Origin of the sequence: Nocardioides luteus (genome assembly GCF_014648595.1) — a bacterium.
GTDB classification, from domain to species: Bacteria; Actinomycetota; Actinomycetes; order Propionibacteriales; family Nocardioidaceae; genus Nocardioides; species Nocardioides luteus.
The window spans coordinates 52,341-73,843 of the sequence record NZ_BMRK01000017.1; the positions used below are offsets into that span (position 1 = coordinate 52,341).

Annotated in this window: 20 protein-coding genes; 8 read left to right on the top strand and 12 right to left on the bottom strand. The window is 68.1% G+C overall.

Annotated elements, in window-relative coordinates:
* Positions 1-65: 65 nt before the first annotated feature.
* On the top strand, positions 66-1,907 hold the full coding sequence (locus tag IEY81_RS18695; protein WP_189120004.1) for a bifunctional metallophosphatase/5'-nucleotidase: 1,842 nt from the start codon (positions 66-68) through the stop codon (positions 1,905-1,907).
* A gap of 3 nt (positions 1,908-1,910) precedes the next feature.
* Here the strand turns inward: IEY81_RS18695 and IEY81_RS18700 are convergent, their stop codons facing one another.
* Complete coding sequence (locus IEY81_RS18700; protein ID WP_189120005.1) at positions 1,911-2,180, bottom strand: hypothetical protein; 270 nt, start codon at positions 2,178-2,180, stop codon at positions 1,911-1,913.
* Between the two features lie 89 nt (positions 2,181-2,269).
* Positions 2,270-2,944 (bottom strand): endonuclease NucS, encoded by a 675-nt coding sequence (nucS, locus tag IEY81_RS18705; protein WP_189120006.1) that lies wholly within the window; start codon positions 2,942-2,944, stop codon positions 2,270-2,272.
* An 88-nt stretch (positions 2,945-3,032) separates the two neighbouring features.
* Here nucS and IEY81_RS18710 point away from each other — a divergent pair, with 88 nt between their 5' ends.
* Positions 3,033-4,199, top strand: coding sequence for a 3-hydroxyacyl-CoA dehydrogenase family protein (locus tag IEY81_RS18710; protein ID WP_189120007.1), 1,167 nt, complete (start codon positions 3,033-3,035; stop codon positions 4,197-4,199).
* Positions 4,200-4,335: 136 nt separating this feature from the next.
* Here the strand turns inward: IEY81_RS18710 and IEY81_RS18715 are convergent, their stop codons facing one another.
* Positions 4,336-4,851, bottom strand: coding sequence for an SRPBCC family protein (locus IEY81_RS18715; RefSeq protein ID WP_189120008.1), 516 nt, complete (start codon positions 4,849-4,851; stop codon positions 4,336-4,338).
* A gap of 60 nt (positions 4,852-4,911) precedes the next feature.
* On the opposite strand from IEY81_RS18715, the gene IEY81_RS18720 reads away from it, so the two are divergent.
* Genes IEY81_RS18720 through IEY81_RS18730 form a run of 3 tightly spaced genes read left to right on the top strand, consistent with a single transcriptional unit; the run spans position 4,912 to position 8,348 of the window.
* Entirely contained in the window at positions 4,912-6,690 is a 1,779-nt protein-coding gene (locus IEY81_RS18720) for a 3-hydroxyacyl-CoA dehydrogenase family protein (protein WP_189120009.1), read from the top strand.
* 51 nt (positions 6,691-6,741) lie between these two features.
* Positions 6,742-7,530, top strand: a complete 789-nt coding sequence (locus IEY81_RS18725; protein WP_189120010.1) for a hypothetical protein — start codon at positions 6,742-6,744, stop codon at positions 7,528-7,530.
* A 26-nt stretch (positions 7,531-7,556) separates the two neighbouring features.
* A complete protein-coding gene (locus IEY81_RS18730; protein WP_189120011.1) occupies positions 7,557-8,348 on the top strand; it encodes an alpha/beta fold hydrolase in 792 nt (263 codons plus the stop codon).
* On the opposite strand, the gene IEY81_RS18735 is transcribed toward IEY81_RS18730, so the two are convergent.
* The gene (locus IEY81_RS18735; protein WP_189120012.1) at positions 8,330-8,971 is read right to left on the bottom strand and encodes a TetR/AcrR family transcriptional regulator; all 642 of its coding nucleotides are present in this window, start codon (positions 8,969-8,971) and stop codon (positions 8,330-8,332) included. The genes IEY81_RS18730 and IEY81_RS18735 overlap by 19 nt on opposite strands.
* Before the next feature lie 42 nt (positions 8,972-9,013).
* On the opposite strand from IEY81_RS18735, the gene IEY81_RS18740 reads away from it, so the two are divergent.
* On the top strand, positions 9,014-10,423 hold the full coding sequence (locus IEY81_RS18740) for a serine hydrolase domain-containing protein (RefSeq protein WP_189120013.1): 1,410 nt from the start codon (positions 9,014-9,016) through the stop codon (positions 10,421-10,423).
* On the opposite strand, the gene IEY81_RS18745 is transcribed toward IEY81_RS18740, so the two are convergent.
* The 3 genes from IEY81_RS18745 to IEY81_RS18755 all read right to left on the bottom strand — a co-directional run bounded on the left by IEY81_RS18745 (position 10,405) and on the right by IEY81_RS18755 (position 13,792).
* Complete coding sequence (locus IEY81_RS18745) at positions 10,405-11,697, bottom strand: HNH endonuclease (protein WP_189120014.1); 1,293 nt, start codon at positions 11,695-11,697, stop codon at positions 10,405-10,407. The two genes, IEY81_RS18740 and IEY81_RS18745, sit on opposite strands and share 19 nt — an antisense overlap.
* Positions 11,698-12,185: 488 nt before the next feature.
* The gene (locus tag IEY81_RS18750; protein WP_189120015.1) at positions 12,186-12,848 is read right to left on the bottom strand and encodes a response regulator; all 663 of its coding nucleotides are present in this window, start codon (positions 12,846-12,848) and stop codon (positions 12,186-12,188) included.
* The gene (locus IEY81_RS18755) at positions 12,845-13,792 is read right to left on the bottom strand and encodes a sensor histidine kinase (RefSeq protein WP_229787990.1); all 948 of its coding nucleotides are present in this window, start codon (positions 13,790-13,792) and stop codon (positions 12,845-12,847) included. The genes IEY81_RS18750 and IEY81_RS18755 overlap by 4 nt, the downstream gene beginning before the upstream one ends.
* A 101-nt stretch (positions 13,793-13,893) precedes the next feature.
* Here IEY81_RS18755 and IEY81_RS18760 point away from each other — a divergent pair, with 101 nt between their 5' ends.
* Complete coding sequence (locus tag IEY81_RS18760; RefSeq protein WP_189120017.1) at positions 13,894-15,180, top strand: ArsB/NhaD family transporter; 1,287 nt, start codon at positions 13,894-13,896, stop codon at positions 15,178-15,180.
* Here the strand turns inward: IEY81_RS18760 and IEY81_RS18765 are convergent.
* Positions 15,162-15,713 carry a CGNR zinc finger domain-containing protein gene (locus IEY81_RS18765; protein WP_189120018.1) on the bottom strand — a complete coding sequence of 184 codons (552 nt, stop codon included), beginning with the start codon at positions 15,711-15,713 and terminating at the stop codon, positions 15,162-15,164. The genes IEY81_RS18760 and IEY81_RS18765 overlap by 19 nt on opposite strands.
* Before the next feature lie 38 nt (positions 15,714-15,751).
* Between IEY81_RS18765 and IEY81_RS18770 the strand changes: the two genes are divergently transcribed.
* Positions 15,752-16,714 (top strand): EamA family transporter, encoded by a 963-nt coding sequence (locus tag IEY81_RS18770; RefSeq protein ID WP_189120019.1) that lies wholly within the window; start codon positions 15,752-15,754, stop codon positions 16,712-16,714.
* A 57-nt stretch (positions 16,715-16,771) separates the two neighbouring features.
* Here IEY81_RS18770 and IEY81_RS18775 read toward each other — a convergent pair whose 3' ends face one another.
* From IEY81_RS18775 to mce, 4 genes are all read right to left on the bottom strand, one after another.
* Positions 16,772-18,004 carry an AI-2E family transporter gene (locus IEY81_RS18775; RefSeq protein ID WP_189120020.1) on the bottom strand — a complete coding sequence of 411 codons (1,233 nt, stop codon included), beginning with the start codon at positions 18,002-18,004 and terminating at the stop codon, positions 16,772-16,774.
* Positions 18,001-19,191: a flotillin family protein gene (locus IEY81_RS18780; protein ID WP_189120021.1), complete on the bottom strand. Its 1,191-nt coding sequence runs from the start codon at positions 19,189-19,191 to the stop codon at positions 18,001-18,003. The genes IEY81_RS18775 and IEY81_RS18780 overlap by 4 nt, the downstream gene beginning before the upstream one ends.
* Positions 19,192-19,510: 319 nt before the next feature.
* Positions 19,511-20,851 (bottom strand): crotonyl-CoA carboxylase/reductase, encoded by a 1,341-nt coding sequence (gene ccrA, locus IEY81_RS18785; RefSeq protein ID WP_189120022.1) that lies wholly within the window; start codon positions 20,849-20,851, stop codon positions 19,511-19,513.
* Positions 20,852-20,995: 144 nt separating this feature from the next.
* Positions 20,996-21,454: a methylmalonyl-CoA epimerase gene (mce, locus tag IEY81_RS18790; RefSeq protein WP_189120023.1), complete on the bottom strand. Its 459-nt coding sequence runs from the start codon at positions 21,452-21,454 to the stop codon at positions 20,996-20,998.
* Positions 21,455-21,503 lie beyond the last annotated feature (49 nt).

Here is a 21,503-nt window from a genome sequence, read left to right on the forward strand (position 1 = left end):
AGTCCCCAGCGAAGTGGTAGGAATTGCCTTGCAGTCGATTACCTACTCGTGCAAGGACGTTACCGATGCCTCACGCCACCCGCCGATCTGTCCTGTCCGGCGCTGTCACCGGCGCCGCGGCGCTGGGAGCAGCCGGCTACACCGCCACCCCGGCGTACGCGGGCAAGCCCGGCAAGCCGGGCAAGCCTGGCGACAGCGCCCGGCTGACCGTCATCGGGACGACCGACCTGCACGGCAACGTCTTCAGCTGGGACTACTACAAGAACGCCGAGTTCTCGAACAGCACCGGTGACGAGATCGGCGTCGCGAAGGTCAAGACGCTGATCGACGCCGTCCGCGAGGAGCGTCACGGCGAGCCGATCCTCACCATCGACGCCGGTGACACGCTCCAGGGCACCCCGCTGGCCTACTACTACGCCCGGATCGACCCGATCACCGGCGGGCCGACCCACCCGATGGCCAACGCGATGAACCTGGTCGGCTACGACGCGGCCGCGCTCGGCAACCACGAGTTCAACTACGGCATCGACACGCTCCGGAAGTTCGAGGAGCAGGTGAACTTCCCGCTGCTCGGCGCCAACGCCGTCGACCCCTCGACCAAGCTCCCGGTCTTCCCTCCCTACATCATCAAGGACTACGACCTCGGCCGCGGCCGTCGCCTGAAGGTCGGTGTGCTCGGGCTGACCAACCCCGGCATCGCGATCTGGGACAAGGCCAACGTCGAGGGGAAGATGGAGTTCCCCGGGCTGGTCGAGCAGGCCAAGATCTTCGTCCCCGAGCTGAAGAAGGCCGGCTGCGACCTGGTCATCATCAGCGCCCACTCCGGTGCCGACACCTCCAGCTCCTACGGCGACGAGCTGCCGACCGAGAACGCAGCGACGCTGGTCGCCGAGGAGGTGCCGGGCGTCGACGCGATCCTCGTCGGCCACGCGCACCGCGAGATCACCGAGCGCTTCGTCACCAACGCCGAGACCGGCCAGAAGGTGCTGCTGACCGAGCCGCTCTACTGGGGCATGCGCGTCTCCGTGATGGACCTGGTCGTACGCCGCGAGAAGGGCCACGGCCGGCCGCGCTGGGTCCTGGAGTCGGCGACCTCGCAGACGCTCAACTCCAACACCGTCGACCCCGACCCGAAGGTCGTCGCCGCCGTGCAGGAGCAGCACGACGCGGTCATCGCCTACGTCAACTCGGTCGTCGGCACCTCCGCGGTGGAGATGCTGGCCGCTCGTGCGGTCGTCGAGGACGTGCCGATCATCGACTTCGTCAACTACGTCCAGGCCGACGCGGTCAAGGCAGCGCTCACCGGCTCCGACGCCGACCTGCCGGTGATCTCGATCGCCGCGCCGTTCAGCCGTGCCGCCTCCTTCCCTGCGGGCGAGGTGACCGTACGCGACGTGGCCGGTCTCTACATCTACGACAACACGCTGATGGCGGTGCGCATCACCGGCGCCCAGCTCAAGGACTACCTGGAGTTCACCGCTCGCTACTTCAAGCAGGTGAGCGGCACCGGACCGTTCCCGATCGACGACGTGACCAACGCGCCGACCGACACCGCGCCCAACGGCACGCCGGACTACAACTACGACACGATCGGTGGCCTCGACGCCGCGCTGACCTACGACATCGACATCGCCCAGGCGGTCGGCTCGCGGATCATGAACCTCGCCTACGACGGCGCGGCGGTCACCGACGAGCAGGAGTTCGTGCTCGCGGTCAACAACTACCGCCAGTCCGGCGGCGGCGGCTTCCCGCACGTCACCGACGCCCCGGTGGTCTACAACCAGCAGGTCGAGATCCGGCAGCTGCTCATCGACTGGGTGACCGCCAACCAGATCATCGACCCGGAGGCCTTCGCCTCGGTCGACTGGCGCCTGGTCTCGGGCGGCGAGCCGATCACGGTCGAGTAGCGCTCAGGCGCGGCGGCGGGACGACTCGTTCGGGCTGATCCAGTTGAGCAGCTGACTCATCGAGATCAGCAGATCGTCCAGCCGCCGCTCCATGCTGTCCAACCGCGCGTTGACGCTGTCGATGGACGCGTCCGAGCGCTCCATCCGGCTCTTGATCGCATGGAACTCTGCCGTGTGCATCTGCTGCATCGTCAACAGGTCGATCATGATCGCCTCGACGTCGCTCACGGACAGGCGGCCCCCAACGCCATGCCCCGAGTAGTTCATGGACATGGCGTGAATCTTGTCACGCTATTCCATGCGAAAAGTAAGGAATGGTGTTTCGCCCACGTGAACTTGACCGACCGTGCACCAACTGTTGGTCAGAAGAGTCTCTCGGTCGGATCGTCCAGCCCGCGCAGCGCGTCGTAGTCGACGATCGCGCACGTGATCCCGCGGTCCTCGGCGAGCACGCGGGCCTGCGGCTTGATCGCCTGAGCGGCGAAGATGCCGCGTACCGGAGCCAGCAGCGGGTCGCGGTTGAGCAGCTCGAGGTAACGGGTCAGCTGCTCGACGCCGTCGATCTCGCCGCGCCGCTTGATCTCCACCGCGACCGACTTCCCGTCGGCGTCACGGCACATCAGATCGACCGGCCCGATCGCGGTCGGGTACTCCCGGCGTACCAGGGTCAGGCCTTCGCCCAGGGTCGCCGGGTGCTCGGCGAGGAGCTCTTGGAGGTGCTTCTCGACGCCGTCCTTCTGCAGGCCCGGGTCGATGCCGAGCTCGTGGGAGGACTCGTGGTGGATCTCGTCGATCAGGATACGCAGGGTGTCGCCGGTCTTGCTGGTGACCGTCCACTCGACGCGACCGTCGTCGGACTTGCCCTCGGAGAGGGTGCACGGCGGCGACATCCAGTTGAGCGGCTTGTAGGAGCCGCCGTCGGAGTGGACCAGCACCGATCCGTCGGCCTTGAGCATCATCACTCGGGTGGCCATCGGGAGGTGGGCGGTGAGCCGCCCCGCGTAGTCGACCTGGCAGGTGGCAACGACGAGTCTCACCGGGAGAACGTATCGCATCGCTCCATGTGAGCAGCGTCACGCCACCAGGGGTTACTCATGGGTAATAAATTTGGCAGTCTTCCGTCGCATGACGGCTTCGACTCAGAGTTCCATCCACGACGTGCTCGTGCTGCCCTACCTCAACCACGCCATCCGCATGCTCGAGTCCGGCTACGCCACCGCCACCGACATCGACAACGCCATGCGCTTCGGCTGCGGCTACCCGAAGGGGCCGCTGACCGCGGTCGACGAGATCGGTCCCTCGGCCGTACGCGACGCGCTGCTCGCCCGCTTCGAGGAGACCGGCGACAACCTCCACAAGCCGGCCGACCTGCTCACCAAGGTCTCCGACGAGTCCGGCTCGTTCACTGCGACGGGTGGGGGCGACGCAGCCGCCCCTGAGCTGCGCCACACGATCGAGAAGGTCGGCGTGGTCGGCACCGGCACGATGGCCTCCGGCATCGTCCAGGTCTTCGCCCAGGCCGGCTACGACGTGATCTTCGTCGGCCGCTCGCAGGAGAAGCTCGACGGGGTCGTCGCCGGGATCACCAAGTCGCTCGACAAGGCCATCGCGAAGGGCCGCTCCGACGAGGAGACCAAGGCCGCCGTGCTCGGCCGTCTCACCGGCAGCACCTCGCGCGAGGACCTCGGTCAGGCCGACCTGATCGTCGAGGGCATCGCCGAGGACCTCGACATCAAGACCGAGCTCTTCCGCGACCTGGACCGGATCGCCAAGTCTGGCGCCATCCTCGCCACGACGACCAGCTCGATGCCGATCACCGAGCTCGCCAAGGTCACCTCGCGCCCCGGCGACGTCATCGGGATGCACTTCTTCAACCCGGCCCCCGTCATGAAGCTGGTCGAGGTCGTCACCACCGACCTCACCTCGCCCGAGGTCGACGAGACCGTACGCGCGCTGTCCACCGCGGTGAAGAAGGTCCCGGTCTCCTGCGGCGACCGCTCCGGCTTCATCGTCAACGCGCTGCTCTTCCCCTACCTCAACGACGCGGTCAAGCTGCACGAGTCCGGTGTCGCGATGGCCGACATCGACGCCGCGATCAAGGAGTCGGCGGGCTTCCCGATGGGCCCGTTCGAGCTGCTCGACGTGGTCGGCAACGACGTCTCGCTCGCCATCCAGACCGAGCTCCGCAACGAGTTCGACGAGCCCGGCTTCGACCCGGCGCCGCTCCTGGTCCAGAAGGTCGAGGAGGGCAAGCTCGGCCGCAAGACCGGCGAGGGCTTCCACACCTACTGAGCCGAGACCCCTCCGGCCGAGACGTCTCTTCTGTCGGCCGAGAAGTCACTTACGCAGATCGAGTCGTCACCACTGGTGACGACTCGATCTGCATTTCTGCCGTCTCGGCCGACAGAAGTGACGCCTCGGCGGGGTGTCAGGGGCGGGGGTAGCCGCGGCGTACGGCTCGGTCCAGGATGCCGAGCGTGGCGCGGATGGACTTCTGGTCGATGACCGGGAAGATCGGCTTCCACTCGGGGAGGGCGGTGGACCAGTCGCAGTACGAGGTGACGCGGGTGTCGCCGGAGTCGAGCTGCTCCAGCGCGTAGCCGAAGCGGTGGCCGATGGGCGGCTTGATGGTGCCGTCGATGGTCCACTCGATCGCGCGAGCCGGCTCGAGGCGGGTGATGATCACGGTGACGTCGTACTTGCCCATCGGGTAGTCGCCGAGGGCCTCGCGGTCCATGTGCACGACGAAGCGGTCGCCGACCGCGCTGACCGGGATGCCCTCGGCCGACTGGAGCATCCCGGAGGCGTCGATGGCGACGTGGCCGTCGGGGTCGGTGAGCACGGCGAAGATGTCGGCGGGGGAGGCGGGGATGATGCGCTCGGCCTCGATGCGCTCGGCGGTCGGTGTCGTGTCTTGGGGCGGGGTCTGGGTCTGGTCGGTCACGGCGGCTGAATCTAGCGGCATCCGGGCGTGTCCAGGAGGGCATCGTGGCAGGATGCCAGCATGAGTGAACGCGCCATCGAGACAGTCGGAGTCGTCGGCCTGGGCACCATGGGTGCGGGGATCGCCGAGGTGTTCGCCCGCAACGGGTTCACCGTCGTCGGGGTCGAGCGCGACGACGACGGCCTCGAGCGCGGCAAGGAGCACCTGGCCCACTCGACCGGCCGTGCGGTCAAGCGCGGCAAGCTCAGCGAGGAGGAGCAGGAGGCGCTGCTCGGCCGGATCTCCTTCGCCACCGACCTGACCGCGCTCAAGGACGTCGACATGGTCGTCGAGGCGGTCGTGGAGTCGCTGGACCTGAAGAAGACGATCCTTTCCAGCCTCGACGACATCGTGGCGCCCGAGACCATCCTGGCGACCAACACTTCCTCGTTGTCGGTCACCGAGATCTCGACCGCGTCCAAGCACCCCGGGCGCGTCGTCGGCGTGCACTTCTTCAACCCGGCGCCGGTGCAGAAATTCGTCGAGATCGTACGCACCGTGGTGACCGAGCCCGACGTGCTCGACGACGCCCGCGAGGTCGTCGGCAAGCTCGGCAAGTCACCGGTGGTCTGCGGCGACCGGGCGGGCTTCATCGCCAACGCGCTGCTCTTCGGCTACCTCAACCACGCCGTCTCGATGTTCGAGGGCCGCTATGCCACCCGCGAGGACATCGACACCGCGATGCGGCTGGGCTGCGGCTACCCGATGGGGCCGCTCGCGCTGCTCGACCTGATCGGTCTGGACACCTCCTACGAGATCCTCGACACGATGTACCGGCAGGGTCGCGACCGGCTCCACGCGCCGAGCCCGATCCTCAAACAGATGGTCACCGCCGGGATGCTCGGGCGGAAGTCGGGCCGCGGCTTCTACACCTACGAGGCGCCCGACTCACCGGTCGTGGTGCCCGACGCGCTCACCCCGAGCGCCGACGCCACCCACGAGTTGCGCCGCCCGATCCGGAAGGTCGGCGTCGTCGGCACCGGCACGATGGCCTCCGGCATCGTGGAGGTCTTCGCCAAGGGCGGCTACGACGTGACGTACGTCGGGCGGAGCCAGGACAAGGTCGACGCCGTCGCGGCGCGGATCACCAAGAGCCTCGACAAGGCGATCGGACGCGGCAAGCTGGAGGAGTCGGCCAAGCCGGAGATCCTCGGCCGGCTGACCGGCACCACCTCCCTGGACGACCTCGCCGACGTGGACATCGTGGTGGAGGCGATCGCCGAGGACCTCGGCATCAAGACCACGCTCTTCGAGAACCTCGACGACATCTGCAAGCCCGGCGCGATCCTGGCCACGACGACGTCGAGCCTCCCTGTCATCGAGCTGGCCCGGGTGACCAAGCGGCCTGCCGACGTCGTCGGGATGCACTTCTTCAACCCCGCCCCGGTGATGAAGCTGGTCGAGGTCGTCTCCACGGTCACCACCGACGAAGAGGTCGCCGAGACGGTCCGGGCGCTGTGCGCCGACGTCGGCAAGTCCCCGGTCTCGTGCGGTGACCGCGCCGGGTTCATCGTCAACGCGCTGCTCTTCCCCTACCTCAACGACGCGGTCAAGATGCTCGAGGGCCACTACGCGACCGCCGACGACATCGACACCGCGATGAAGCTCGGCTGCGCGCTGCCGATGGGGCCGTTCGAGCTCCTCGACGTGGTCGGCAACGACGTCTCGCTCGCCATCGAGCGCGAGCTCTACCTCGAGTTCCGCGAGCCGGGCTTCGCGCCCGCGCCGCTGCTGGAGCATCTGGTCACTGCCGGCTACCTCGGTCGCAAGACCGGCAAGGGGTTCCGCGACTACTCCTGAGCCGAATCCCGAGCAGAACGGGCTCGACCAGCAGGTCAGTACGCTGAAGACGTGGGACTTCTGATCGCACTTCTCATCGTCGTCGCGGTGATCGGGACCGTGGTAGTGACCAACAAGCGCTCGCAGGCGCGAGCGCTGGAACGGCAGCGCGCTGAGCTCGAGCCGGTCAAGCAGCTCGCCTTCGAGGACGTCACCGCGTTCGGTGAGGAGCTGCAGAAGCTCGACCTCGACATGGCCGGCAAGGAGCTCGACGAGGGCGCCAACGCCGACTATCAGCGTGCGCTGGACGAGTACGAGACGGCCAAGCGCACCGTCGACAAGATGACCGCTCCCGAGGACGTCAAGAAGATCACGACGATCGTCGAGGACGGCCGCTACGCGATCGCGTGCGTCGAGGCGCGGGTCGCCGGCGAGCCGCTTCCCAAGCGCCGCCCGCCGTGCTTCTTCGACCCCCGCCACGGGCTCTCGGTCGAGGACGTGGCCTGGGCGCCGCCGGGCGGCACCACCCGCGACGTACCCGCCTGTGCGCTCGACGCCGAGCGGGTCAAGGTCGGGGCCGAGCCCGACACCCGCAAGGTGATGGTCGGCAACGAGCGCGTTCCCTACTGGCAGGGCGGCCCTGCGTACCGTCCCTACGCCGCCGGCTACTTCGGCGCCTTCTCGCCGATGGACTGGATGTTCGCCGGCCTGATGTTCAGCGCGTTCGGCGGCTTCGACGCCTTCGGTGAGATCGGCGAGGGCATGGGCGAGGCGATCGGCGGCATCGGCGAGGGGATCGGCGACGCGTTCGGCGGGATCGGCGACGGCATCGGCGACTTCTTCGACGGCTTCGACTTCTAGATCACCGGCTCCCGTACGCTTTCCAGGTGTCATCACTCCATACGCTCGAGCTCGGTGAGAGCGGCAGCCGGGTCGTCTTCCTGCACGGACTCTTCGGCCAGGGCCGCAACTGGAACACGCTCGGCAAGCAGCTGGCCGACAAGCACCGCGTCACCCTGGTCGACCTGCCCCATCACGGCCGCTCACCGCACCCGGACTCCTTCGACTACCTCGAGATGACCGCAGCCGTCGCCGAGCTGCTCTCCACTGGTGACGGGGCCGGCGACCCGGCCACCGTCGTCGGTCACTCGATGGGCGGCAAGGTCGCGATGTTGCTCGCGATCACCCGCCCCGAGCTGGTCGAGAAGCTCGTCGTCGCCGACATGTCGCCGGTCGTCTACGAGCGGGTCGGCGGCTTCAGCACCTATGTCGAGGCGATGCAGAGCATCGACCTGGACAGCATCACCCGGCGTGAGGAGGCGGACGCCGCGATGCGGGAGGCGGTGCCCGACGCCACCATCCGCGGCTTCCTGCTGCAGAACCTGCGCCGCGACGGCGACGGCTGGCGCTGGGCGATGAACCTCCCCGTGCTCGGCCGTGATCTCGAGCGCATCGGCGACTGGCCGGCCGACGAGCTGAAGGCCTACGAGCCGTACGACGGGCCCGTGCTGTGGCTCGCGGGGGAGCGGTCGAACTACGTCACCGACGAGTATGCGCCGGCGATGAAGGAGTGGTTCCCGCGCTACCGCAAGGTGACGATCAAGGGTGCCGGCCACTGGGTCCACTCCGAGAAGCCGGAGACCTTCATGGCGGCGCTGCGTCAGTTTCTCGGCGACTGAGTCTCGCGCGAGCACGGTCCGGCGAAGACGTCGCGCAGGCGAGCCTCGATCGCGGCTGTTGCGTGATAGCGGAGGACGTCGTCGGGATCGATGAGGAGACGAAGGGTGAGGCCCTGGGTGAGCGCGAAGGCCGTCTCGCTCTCCAGCAGGCTGTCGGTCTCCGGCCAGACCTCCCCGCACTCGAACCCGTTCCGCACACCCTGCGCGATCCGGTCGCGGAGGCGGTGGTCGAAGGCGCGCTGGTGCTCGGCCAGGGTGGGATTGTCGAGCGCGAGGCCCACGAAGGCATGGCGTAGGTAGGCCTCGTCCCGCCGCGCGGGGGTCAGAGGCAGCAGCTCCAGCAGCCCCGCGCCGAGCATGTGCTCGATGCGGGCGTGGTCGCCCTCCGCCCGCGCGATCGCCCGGTCGACCCGGCGCTCGATGTCGGTCAGCAGGCGGCTCAGGGTGTCCGCGAGCAGCGACTCCTTGGAGTCGTAGTAGTGCTGCACGAGCCCAACCGAGACGCCTGCAGCCTTGGCCGTCTTCGCCACGGTCACCGAGCCGAGGCCGGACTCGAGTGCCAGGGCGCGTACGCCTGAGGTGATCTGGGCTCGACGGGCGTCGTGGTCGGCGATCCGGGGCATATTCAGATGATAACCATATAGTCATATGGTTATTGTGTCGGCATGCATCTTCTTCGCGTTCTGGTGGTCGGCTGGGCGGCCGCCGTGGTGGGTATGGCCACACCTGCGTCGTCCGGGGCAGTCGCCGGAGGAGAGGTGAGCAGCGACGTCGAGGCGTACGTCGAGAGCTGGCGCGAGGCCAACGGCGTGCCCGGAGCGGCGGTCGCGGTCATCGACGGCGAGGGGGTGGAGACGTACGTCTCGGGTGAGGACGGCGACGGCGACGCGGTCTCGCCCGAGACGCCGTTCTTGGTGGGGTCGATCGCCAAGACGTTCACCAGCAAGCTGGTCCTGGACCTCGCCGCGGAGGGTCGGATCAGCCTCGACGACCCGATCGGCAAGCATCTGCCCTCGGGCGATCTGCCGAGCACGACCGTACGTCAACTGCTCACCCACACGGCCGGCTTCACCGCAGCCGACGGCCTGGCGGTCTCCGAACGCTACGACAACGAGCCGGGCGCACTGCGCCGAGCCGTCGCCGATCTCGAGCACCACGGCACTCCGGGGGAGTACGCCTATAACAGTGCCGACTACCTCGTCCTGGGAGCGTTGGTCGAGGAGGTGACGGGTCGCCCGTTCGGCACCGTTGTCGACGAGTCGGTCTTCGCGTCGCTCGGCATGACGGCCACGACGGCCGAAGCCGACGGCGCCGAGTCCCTCCCGCCCGGCCATCGCCTGTGGTGGGGGAGGGCGCGCGCCTACGACCCCGGCTTCGACGAGTCCGGTGCACCGTACGGCTATGTGGCCTCCACCCTCGACGATCTCACCGCCTACGCCCAGGCTCTGCTGGCCGGCGAAGTCCTTCCCGTAGGGCTCGAGTCCGAGGCTTGGAAGATCCAGGAGGTCACCGGCACCAAGCGCGGCTACGGCTTCGGTTGGAGCATCGACGACGGTGAACGCCGCCGTGTCCACCACACCGGAGCCACGCCTGGCTACTTCGCTCACGTCTCGCTGATACCCGATGACGATCGCGCCGTGATCGTCCTGGCCAACTCCTACGCCGAGAGCCGCGCCCCGAGCCTCACCGCCGCAGCCGTAGACATCGACGAGATCGCCCGTGGTGGTTCTGCAGACGTCGAGCCAGGCGACCCGCTCCTCTCGTCAGCTCCCTGGGCCTTGGTCGGGCTGGCCTCGGTCGGTGCGGTTCTCGCACTGGTCGCTCGTCGCCGTCCTCGCTCGACGTGGCTCCGCCGGGCCGGGGCGGTGGTGGCTGCCGTGCTCGCGGCGGCCCTGACGTTGCTACTGGTCTTGTTCGGCGGATCGCTCCGATTCGTGATCACCTGGCTGCCCGATCTCGCGGTCGGGATTGCGGTGAGCTGCGCAACGATGCTCGTGGCGGCAGCATCGTTTGCTGCTCGCCCGCGACCTTCTTCGCGGGCGCAGAGTCGTCGGGATCAGGCCGCGAGGCTGTAGTCGAGGAGCATGTCGCGGAGCCTGATCTCTGCCGGCGAGAGCGGTGGTGGGCCTGGTCGCCAGGTGTCTGGTGGTGGGCTGGTGTATTCATGGCCTGTCGGGGTGATGGTGGTGATGCTGCCGTCCGGGCTCGGCCGTGATCGCCAACCCCTCGAATCCTTGGCCTGGTTGCATCTCTCGCACAGGCCTTGAAGGTTGTCGACCGCTGTGTTGCCGCCGTCTGCGTAGCGTTCGATGTGGTCGATGTTGCGGATCGGAGCGTCGCAGCCGTTGGTGCGGCAGATGCCTTCATCGCGGGTGGCGATGAACTCGGCCAGCCCGTCGGGCGCCTTCCTCGATCGTGACTCCATGGCGATGAGTCGGCCTGCGGGGTCGGTGAGCAGGCGGCGCACGAAGATCTCGACGTCGGTGAGATTCTCGCGCGCCCAGGCCTCGGGGACGGGGCCGTAGCCCTCGACGATGGCGGGCTGGTCGGCGTTGTTGGTGAGCGAGTTGGCGGTCATGACGATCTTGACCTCGGTCTTCGGTTTCGCGCCGGTCTCGCGGCCGGTGACGCGGTTGACGAGGGTGTCGGCCATGACCTGGCCTCGGGTGCGCGGGTCGCCGGCGGCTTGGGCGGCCTTGGCTGCTTGATCGAGGGCGGCGAAGACGGCGACGCCGTCCTTGACGGGGAGTAGTGCTCCGAGCCAGGTCATCGTGTCGGATGCGGGCCGCAGGCTGACCCGCCGGTCCTTCTCCGCGCTCGCTGCGCGAGCCACGACAGATTCTTGGTCGAGGGCGATGGCAAGTTTCTTGGCGGCGTTCTCGAGCTGCCGCAGGCCCATCGTCACGACCCTCGGTGCACCGCCGTCGGGCGTGCGTGCGCAGAGCTCGTGGTCGATGATCCGGCGATCCTGAAGCGAGAGGCATGCGGTCTCGCGGGCGAGGATGGTGGCCTGCCATTGAGAGAACAAGCCTGCCTTCATCAGCGCGAAGGCGTGCGGCATCTCGCCGATAAGGATCTTCGCCAGTCCCAGTAGTTTCGCTCCCTTGGCCGGCGAGACGCGCCGGGCGAGGGCGATCTGGGAGGCGACACCGTCACCGACCTTGCGGGCAGGGACACCGGCATCGAGGTGCCGCGTCCGGGTCGCTTCCTGGAGGCGTACTGCTGCCTCGGCTTGGATCGCCTCGGCCCGGCATTTCAGTTTTTCGAGACCGCTGATCCAGTCGATCAGCTCTGCCTCGGACGCACCTGGTGGTGGTCCGGTGAGGAGCTGGTCGGGGGTCTCGTTCATGCGTTTCATTATATGCGAACTCGGGTGGCGATGCTACCTATTTTCCCTGGTCAGCCCTCTTTTTAGCGCCATCTGACTGTTGTTCAGGGGGTGGTCTCGACAAGCTCGACCTCCGGTGTCCGGGGCTCAGAGTGGTCGTGCGAGGCACGGACTGTGTTGGTCTCGACACGCCTTCGCCTTGCGGCTCCGGCGGCTCGACCAGCGGGGACGAGGGGTCCCTGCCCCAATCAACGCCGGCTCTTTCGGAGCCCCATGAGCCCGCGCCACACCTCTCGCCGCCGCCCCGATATTGGCAGGGACACTGGGAGATCGGGTCGGCGGCGAAGCTGGGAACGGAAAACACGGTCGCTGACCGATGTCCGCACGCAGGGTGGTCTCGACAAGCTCGACCACCGGGGCTAGGTCTCGACAGGCTCGACCTCCGGTGGGTCGGTGTGTCCGCGAAGGGGGTCTCGACAAGCTCGACCACCGAGGCTCGACCACAGAACCTACGGCTCGATGAGCCCAGCCCGAATGGCGTACCTCGTGACTTGAGTCCGGTCGCGGAGTCCGAGCTTGGCGAGGATGTTCTCGCGGTGACGCTCGACAGTCTTGTAGGAGATCGTCAGTTCACGAGCTATCTCACGGGTCGAGTGGCCTTCGGCGATGAGCTTGAGCACTTCGTCCTCGCGCTCGGTGAGGACGTTGTTGGGGAGGCTCTCGCCGCGGTGGAGGCGGTCGAGGTAGTCGCGGACGAGGGCGCTCATGGCGCCGGGGTAGACGAAGGCCTGGCCGTTCATCGCGGTGCGGCAGGCGTTGACGAGGTCCTCGTCGGCGACGGATTTGAGGACGTAACCGCTGGCGCCGACCTTGAGGGCCTCGAAGAAGTACTGCTCGTTGTCGTGCATGGAGAGCATGAGCATCTTGGGTGGCGTACGCATCCGGGCGATGCTGCGGGCGGCCTGCAGGCCGGTGAGACGGGGCATGGCGACGTCGAGGATGACGAGATCGACCTCGACGTCACGCAGGGCGGCGACGGCCTCGGCCCCGTCGGCGGCCTCGGCGACGACCTCGAGGTCGGGCTCGGCGTCGAGGATGAGGCGTACGCCGCGGCGTACCAGGGTGTGGTCGTCGGCGAGCAGGATGCGGATCTTCGCGGGTGTGGGAGTCACAACGGCACCTCCAGCCGGACGGTGGTGCCGCGACCGGGCTCGCTGGTCACGCTCAGCTCGGCACCGACGAGAAGGGCACGCTCGCGCATGCCGCTGATACCGGCTCCCGGCACGAGGTCGGCGACCCCGCGGCCGTCGTCGGAGACGGTGAGGACGACCTGGTCGCCGACCTTGCACAACGACAGCTCGGCAGTGGCGGCGTTGGCGTGGCGGACGACGTTGGTGAGCGCCTCCTGCGCCACCCGGTAGACCACGAGCTCGCGGTCCTGGGGCAGGTCGGGGATGCCGCGGCCGGTGGTGCGGCGTACGGTGGTGCGACCCACCGCGCTGACGTCGGTGGCCAGCGCGGCGAGGGCGGCGTGCAGGCCCAGGTCCTCGAGCACCCCGGGCCGCAGCTGCCGGGCCACGCGGCGTACGTCATCGATGCCGGTGCGCGCGGACTCCCGGACGGCGGCGAGGTCGGGACGCAGCTCCTCCGGGATCTGGCTCTCGAGGCTCTTGAGCCCGAGCAGCACGACGGTCAGCGACTGGCCGACCTCGTCGTGGAGCTCCTGGGCGATCCGGTGCCGCTCGGCCTCCTGGGCGGCGAGCGCCTTGGCGTTGCTGGTGCTCCGCTCGGTCTCGAGCCGCTCGAGCATCGCGTTGTAGCTGGCCACCAGGCGGGCGCCGGGCCCCTCGCCCTCGGCGGTCAGCCGCTGCTCGGGGGAGAGGTGGTCGACGGCGTCCATGGTGCGGATGACCCGGTCGATCGGGCCCAGGCTGCGCAGCAGGAGGAGGCCGTTGAGGGTGGCCATCACGGTCAGCCCGACCGCCAGCACGATCGCCTCCGAGGCGAGGACCCGCTCCGAGACCCGGGCGGGGGACAGGGCCAGGACCAGGGTGCCGATGCAGAACAGCGTCCCGTTGGTCAGGCAGACCCGCCAGTAGAGGGGTAGATGGCTCATAGCCCCACCATGACATGCCCCACGGCGCGTACTTATGGGTGACAGCACCCATTCGGAACGGACGCGTAGTCACAGAGGCTCTATTACATGGAGTTCATTGCATGATCGTGTACGCAGCCGTGGCCATCTTCATCGTCACCTACGGCCTCATCGCCACCGAACGTATCCATCGCGTAGCAGCCGCTCTCGGCGGTGTCGGTGTGATGGTGGCGATCGGGATCATCGACGCAGAATCAGCCTTCTTCAGTCATGAGACCGGAGTCGACTGGGACGTCATCTTCCTGCTCTTCGGCATGATGGTCATCGTCGGCGTGCTGAAACAGACGGGTCTCTTCGAATACCTCGCGCTGTGGGCGGTGAAGCACTCCGGCGGACGGCCGGCGCGGCTGGCGACGCTGCTGATCCTGGTCACCGCGGTGCTCTCACCGATCCTCGACAACGTGACCACGGTGCTGCTGGTCACCCCGGTCACGCTGTCGGTGTGTGAGCGGCTGGGGCTGAAGCCGATGCCCTACCTGATCTCGCTCATCCTGGCCGCCAACGTCGGCGGCACCTCGACCCTGATCGCCGACCCGCCGAACATCATCGTCGCCAGCCGCGCCGACCTGAGCTTCGTCGACTTCCTGGTCCACTCGCTGCCCGCGTGCCTGATCCTGCTGGCGGTGCTGATCGGGCTGGTGCGGTTGCTCTTCCGTCACGACCTGCGGGGTCATGTCGACCTGGACGGCCTGATCGAGCCGCCGGCCTCGGCGATCCCGGACCGCGGGCTGCTCTACCGCTGCCTCGCCGTCCTGGGCTTGGTCATGCTCGCCTTCGGTCTGCACACCACGCTCCACCTGGACCCGTCCATGGTCGCGATGCTCGGTGCCGGCCTGATGGTGGTCGTCTCCCAGACCCCGACCGAGAAGTTCCTCGAGGAGGTCGAGTGGGCGACCCTGGCCTTCTTCATGGCGCTGTTCGTGCTGGTCGGCGGCCTGGTCCAGGTCGGCGTGATCGGCTCGCTCGGCACGTACGCCGCGGACCTGATGGGCGACAACGAGCTCGCCGGGGTGACCGGCCTGATGATCGGGTCGGCCGTCGTGGGCGGATTCGTCGACAACATCCCCTACACCGCGGCGATGGTGCCGATCGTGGAGGAGATGGTCGCGGCGACCTCGTCGTCGGGCGCCGACAGCCCGCTGTGGTGGGCGCTGGTCTTCGGTGCGGACCTCGGTGGCAACACGACCGCCGTCGCCGCCGGTGCCAACGTGGTGGTGCTCGGTCTGGCCGCCAAGGCCGGCCACCCGATCAGCTTCTGGAAGTTCACCAGGTACGGCCTCGTCGTCACGGCCGTGACCCTCGCGGTGGCCTGGGGCTACGTCTTCCTGCGCTACTTCGCGCTGGCCTGACGTTCCCGGTAGGCGGCCGCCGCGTTGCGGTTGGTGCAGGTCGCCGAGCAGTAGCGCTTCGAGCGGTTGCGAGAGAGATCGACCACGACTCCCTCGCAACCCTCGTCGGCGCAGATCGAGAGCCGGGACAGCTCGTCGGCCCGGATGACGTCGACCATGGCCATCGCGGTCTCCACGGCGATCCGGGTGGCCAGCGGAGCGTCCGGCTCGGTGGCGTGGATGTGCCAGTCGTAGTTCGTGTGGCGGACGAGCTGGGGCGTGGCGCGGTGCTCGGCGAGCATGGCGTTCGCCAGGCGGACGGCCTCGTCGCGGTCGGCGGTGAGCAGGTCGCGCAGCGGACCGCGCAGCGCACGCACCTCCTCGAGCTCGGCCTGGTCGCTGTCGTGACGGCCCGTGTAGTCGTACGCCTCGAAGAACTCGTCCAGCGCTGCCACCGTCGCCAGCTCGTCGACCGCGCCGGGGGAGATGGCGAGAGTGTTCACGAGTGCCGCGGCTGCCTGAAGGCCTACCTCGGTGTCATGGGTGAAAACCATGTTGACACATTACCGCGCCGGTGGGATTGTCATGTGTCATGACGACTTTGACCAATGACGAGGCGGTTCCGCAGGGCGTTCAGAAGACCCCGCTGGTGGCTGCCGGGCTCCTTCTGGCAGTCGTCTCGGCGGTCACCTTCAGTCTCTCGGGCCCGCTGGGACGCGGCCTCTTCGACACCGGCTGGTCGACGGGAGGTGTGCTGATCTTCCGGGTCGGCGTCGGCGCGCTCGTGCTCGCGCCGTTCGCGATGCGCCAGCTCTCCGGCCGGTGGCGCAGCGTCGTCGCGAGCTGGCGGATCGTGGTGGCGTACGCACTGCTGGCGATCGTGGTGCCGCAGTTCGCGTTCTTCTCGGCGGTGCAGTGGATGGCGGTCGGGCCGGCGCTGCTGATGGAGTACATGGGCGTCGTGCTCGTCGTGCTCTGGATGTGGCTGCGCCACGGCGAGCGGCCCTCGCGGCTGACCACGGTGGGCGCGCTGGTGGCGATCGGCGGTCTCGTCCTCGTGCTCGACCTGGTCAGCGGCGCCAACGTGCACCCGCTCGGCATCCTGTGGGCCTCGGGCGCCGCCGTCGGCCTGGCCGGCTACTACGTGCTCAACGCGCACTCGTCCACGACCCTGCCGCCGCTGGCGCTGGCCTGGCTCGGTCTGACCGGCGCGACCGTGCTGCTCGCGCTGCTGTGCCTGATCGGAGCCATCCCGTTCGCGATGGAGACCTCTTCGGTCGTCATGGCCGGGCTGCAGCTGCCGTGGTGGGCGCCGCTGATCGGTCTCGGCGTGCTGACCTGCTCGGTCGCGTACGCCACCGGCATCGCCGCCACCCGCACCCTCGGATCGCGCCTGGCCTCCTTCGTCGGGCTCCTCGAGGTCGTCTCCGCCGTGGTCTTCGCGTGGCTGCTGCTCGGGGAGGCGCCCGGGATCATCCAGCTCGTCGGCGGGCTGGTCGTCCTGGCCGGCATCATCGCGGTCCAGCAAGGAGAGCAGTCCACGACCGTCTCCTGACGGAGAACGAGAAGCGCTGCACGCACCGGGTGCGTGCAGCGCTTCGTCAGCGTAGGGCTATCTCTGGTCCTGCGCCCGGACGAAGACCTCGCGGATCAGCATCAGGACGGCGGCCGCGGTCGGGATCGCCAGCAGCGCACCGACGACACCGAGCAGCGAAGCGCCGATGAGGGCCGCGATCACGGTGACGACGCCGGGGATGTCGACCGAGCGGGACATGACCCGCGGGTAGACGACGTAGTTCTCGAACTGCTGGTAGGCGATGTAGAAGACCACCGCGATGATGCCGGTCTTCAGGTCGGTCGTGGCGAACGTGATCGCACAGACGATCACCGCGCCGATCGTGGCGCCGATCATCGGGATGACGTCGGTGAGCATGACCACGAAGGCCAGGGCCACGGCGTACTCGCCCATGCCGACCGCGAAGAGGAAGATCAGCGTCGACAGCCCGGCGCAGAGCGCGACGATGAAGGCGCCGGAGACGTAGCCGCCGACACCGTCGAAGACGCGGTCGCCGAGCTTGCTGACCCGGTCGCGGCGCGAGGCCGGGGCGAGCCGGTAGATGGCGCGCTTGGTGTTGTCGTAGGACGCGATGAAATAGAGCGTCAGCACGATGACGATGAAGCCCGTGACGAGCACGTTGATGACGGCCAGACCGACACCGAGCGCACCACCGAAGGCGCTGCTGACGAAGTCGCCGCTGGCGACGTAGTCCTGCACCTTGTCGAGGATCTGGTATTCCTCGTTGAACTGCTGGACGCGCTGGTTGCGCTGCAGCTCGGCGATCCAGTCGGGGACGTTGGCCGAGATCTTGGCGACCTGGTCGCTGATCACCGGCACCAGGGCGACGAAGAAGAGCGCGAGCGCGCCCAGCACCCCGAGGATGACGGTCAGGACCGCCCACGGCCTCGCGAAGCCCCGCTTCTGCAGGAAGACCACCATCGGGTTGATCCCGGCCGCGATGAACAGCGAGACCACCACCTGCAGGATCACGCTCCCCATCGTGGTGAGGAGGTTGCCCGCGGCGTAGGCCGTCAGCAGGCCGAGGCCGAGGAGGAACCCGAAGAGGTAGGGCGAGCGGCGGTCGAACGGCGGCCCTGGCTTGCCGTACCGCTCGACGTGCTCGCGCTCCTCGTCGGACTCCGCGTCCGGAGCCCGCTCGGGCTCCGGGTCGTCGACGACGATCGCCGCGTCGCTGTCGACCGTCGAGTCGTCGGCGGAGTCGGCGGAGTCGGTCTGGGCAGACTTCTCCGGACCGTCGCCAGGACGGTCGTCAGCGGCGGCGCTCACCTCTCGGACTTAACGGTCTCGGGCTCGCGGATGGCGGTCTTCTCCGACGGCTCGTCGTCCTCGTCGTAGTCGTCGAGATCGTCGTAGTCGTCGCTGGAGTCCTCATCGGCGTCGACGAGGGTGACGCTCTCCTCGACCTGGTCGACGACGAGCTCGCCGTCGACGATGTCCTCCTCCTCGGCGACCGGCTTGGGCGCCTCGAGCTCGGCCGGGTCCTCGGTCTTGCCGAACCCGGAGACCAGGTCGGTGAGCGAGGAGAGCTGAGCGGCGATCGCGTCGCGGCGCTTGGTGAGCCGGTCGACCTCCGCCTTGATGATCGCGTGGCCCTTCTCGGCCTCGACGGTCGCGGTGGAGGCGAGGTGGTCGGCCTCGGCGCGGGCCTTGGAGAGGATCGCCTCGGCGTCGCGGCGGGCGCGGGCGATGATGCCCTCGGACTCCTTGGCCAGCTCGGCGCGCTGGTCGGCGACGTGCTGGGCGGCCACCCGGGCGCGCTCCTCGGCGTCGGCCGCGCGGGCCTCGCCCTCGCTCACGATGCGAGCCGTCTCGGCCATCGCCTGGTCGTGGTGGTCGGCGGCCTCGCGGGCGAGACGCTCGCGCTCGACGGCGAGCATCCGGCGGGCCTCCTGGACCTCGCGGTCGGCGCCGGCGCGGGCCTTCTCGACCTCACGCTGGGTCGACGTACGCAGCTGGGTGACCTCCTGCTGCACGGCGAGCCGGATCTGGTCGGCCTCGCGCTTGGCGGCGGCGAGGAGCTCGTCGCTCTCGGCCTGCACCATCTTGCGGGCCTGCTGGACCTCCGAGGTCACCTTCTCGCGGTGGTCGTCGATCTCCTTGTAGTGAGTCGTACGCAGCGACTCGATGTCCCGCTGGGCGGACGCCTTGGTCGCGGCGGCCTCACGCTGGGCGGCCTCGCGGATGACCGCGGCCTCCTTCTCGGCGGCCTCCTTGACCGCTGCGGCCTCTTCCTCGGCCAGGCGGAGCATCGCGCTCGCGCGACCACCGAGGGAGGCGTAGGAGGGGGCCTCGCTGCCCTGGGCGGCGGCGACCTTGAGCTCGTTGACCTTGCGCTCGAGCTCGGCGATGCGTCGTTGGGCGTTGCGCAGGGCGGTCTGGCCCTGGCCGTTGGCCTGGAGAAGCTGCTGGACCCGCGCGTTGACCGTGCCGGGGTCGTATCCACCGCGCCGCACGACCGGGAAGGCTGGGAGGGAGCCTGGAGCCGGTGGTGGGGAGTTGTGGCCGGAGCTGGGCGATCCGGAAGCGCCGGGGACTCGGGGAAGGACCTGTGTCTCCGTCGAGTCCTGCTCGGGCTTCTTCCGAGGCTCTGAAGCCTCGTTGAAGATGGACAGTCCCTCATTCGTCATTTGTGGCGGATTCCTCACACTGTAGGTCGTCTACGAGCTGCCTCTGCTCCCAAAGGGCAAGACTACGGCCGGTCGCCCCTCGCGCAAGGGGAGACCGGCCGTGAATCGAGTCTCAAACGAGATCTATTTACCGAGACTACATGTCTCAGATCCCCCGGAAGAGGTTGATCTTGTCGATGTGCGCCGCGCGCTTCTCCTCGTCGAGGACGCCGAGGCCCTCCTCAGGCGCCAGACAGAGCACGCCGACCTTGCCCTGGTGCTTGTTGTGGTGGACGTCGAGAGCGGCCTGGCCGACGTCCTCGAGGGTGTAGGTCCGCGAGAGCGTCGGGTGGATCTTGCCCTGCGAGATGAGACGGTTGGCCTCCCACGACTCGCGGTAGTTCGCGAAGTGGCTGGAGATGATCTTCTTGAGGTTCATCCACAGGTAGCGGTTGTCGTACTCGTGCATGTAGCCCGAGGTCGACGCGCAGGTGGTGATGGTGCCGCCCTTGCGGGTGACGAACACGCTGGCGCCGAAGGTCTCGCGGCCCGGGTGCTCGAAGACGATGTCGATGTCCTCGCCGCCGGTGAGCTCGCGGATGGCCTTGCCGAGGCGCAGCCACTCCTTCGGGTTCTGCTTGGTGCCGTCCTCGTTCCAGAACTTGAAGTCCATCTCGGAGCGGTTGATCACCATCTCGGCGCCCATGTTGCGCACGATCTTGGCCTTCTCCTCGTTGGAGACGACACAGATCGGGTTGGCGCCGCCGTTGAGGGCGTACTGCGTCGCGAAGCCGCCGAGGCCGCCGGACGCGCCCCAGATGAGGACGTTGTCGCCCTGCTTCATGTTGCCGCCGTTGGCGGAGACGAGCTGGCGGTAGGCGGTGCAGTTGACCAGGCCGGGGGAGGCGGCCTCCTCCCAGGTGAGGTGCTCCGGCTTCGGCATCAGCTGGTTGGCCTTGACCATCGCCACGTCGGCGAGACCGCCGAAGTTGGTCTCGAAGCCCCAGATGCGCTGGCTCGGGTCCATCATCGTGTCGTTGTGGCCGTCGGGGGCCTCGAGCTCGACACTGAGGCAGTGGGCCACGACGCGGTCGCCCGGCTTCCACTTGGTCACACCGGCGCCCACGGCCAGCACGACGCCGGACAGGTCGGAGCCGACGACATGGTAGTCGAGGTTGTGGCGGGCGCCGAGGTCGGACTCACGGCCGTAGCGCTCCAGGAACCCGAAGGTGGAGACGGGCTCGAAGATCGAGGTCCACACGGTGTTGTAGTTGATCGCCGAGGCCATCACCGCGACGAAGGCCTCGCCGGGGCCGAGCTCGGGAAGGGCTACGTCCTCGACGTGGAGGGACTTGCGCGGGTCCTTCTCCTTGGTCGCGACGCCCTCGAACATGTCGACCTCGTCCTTGTGGACGGTTGCGGCACGGTAGTGGTCGGGGATCTCGAGGTTTGCAAACTCCTCGCCGGGCGTATCGCCGGCGAGGATCGCGTCGAGGATGTTCTGCATGGTCGGCTCCTGCGTCGTTCGTAGGGGTCGCGGTTGACTCTATTTGCTGGACATTACTGATGAGTAACCCCAATATCCAGCCTGATGTGACACACGACTCTTGGATCGTTCATGTGGCGAGACGGGCTGGGTGGGCTGAGTGGTTCAGTGGGGCGTCACGGCCGGCTCGACGAGCTCGACCAGGACGCCGCCGGCGTCCTTGGGGTGGATGAAGTTGATCCGGGAGTCGGCGGTGCCGCGTCGCGGCGCGTCGTAGAGGAGACGTACGCCGCGCTCCCGGAGGATCACGGAGACCTTCTCCACGTCGGTGACTCGGTAGGCGAGCTGCTGCATGCCCGGGCCGTTGCGGTCGAGGAACTTGGCGATGGTGCTGTTCTCGTTCAGCGGCGCGAGCAGCTGGAGCTTGTTGTCGGAATCGCCGATGGCGATCATCGCCTCTTCGACGCCCTGCTCCTCGTTCGTCTCACGGTGGGCGAGCTTCATGCCGAAGGTCTTCTCGTAGAAGTCGATCGCGGCGTCCAGGTCGGCGACGGCGAGGCCTACGTGGTCGATCTGGGTGAACAGGTGCGAGGGGATCTCGGCGCTGGTCTCGGTGGAAGTCATGGGCCTACTCTCCTTCAGGTCGGGGCCAACGGGCACAATGTGTGATGAC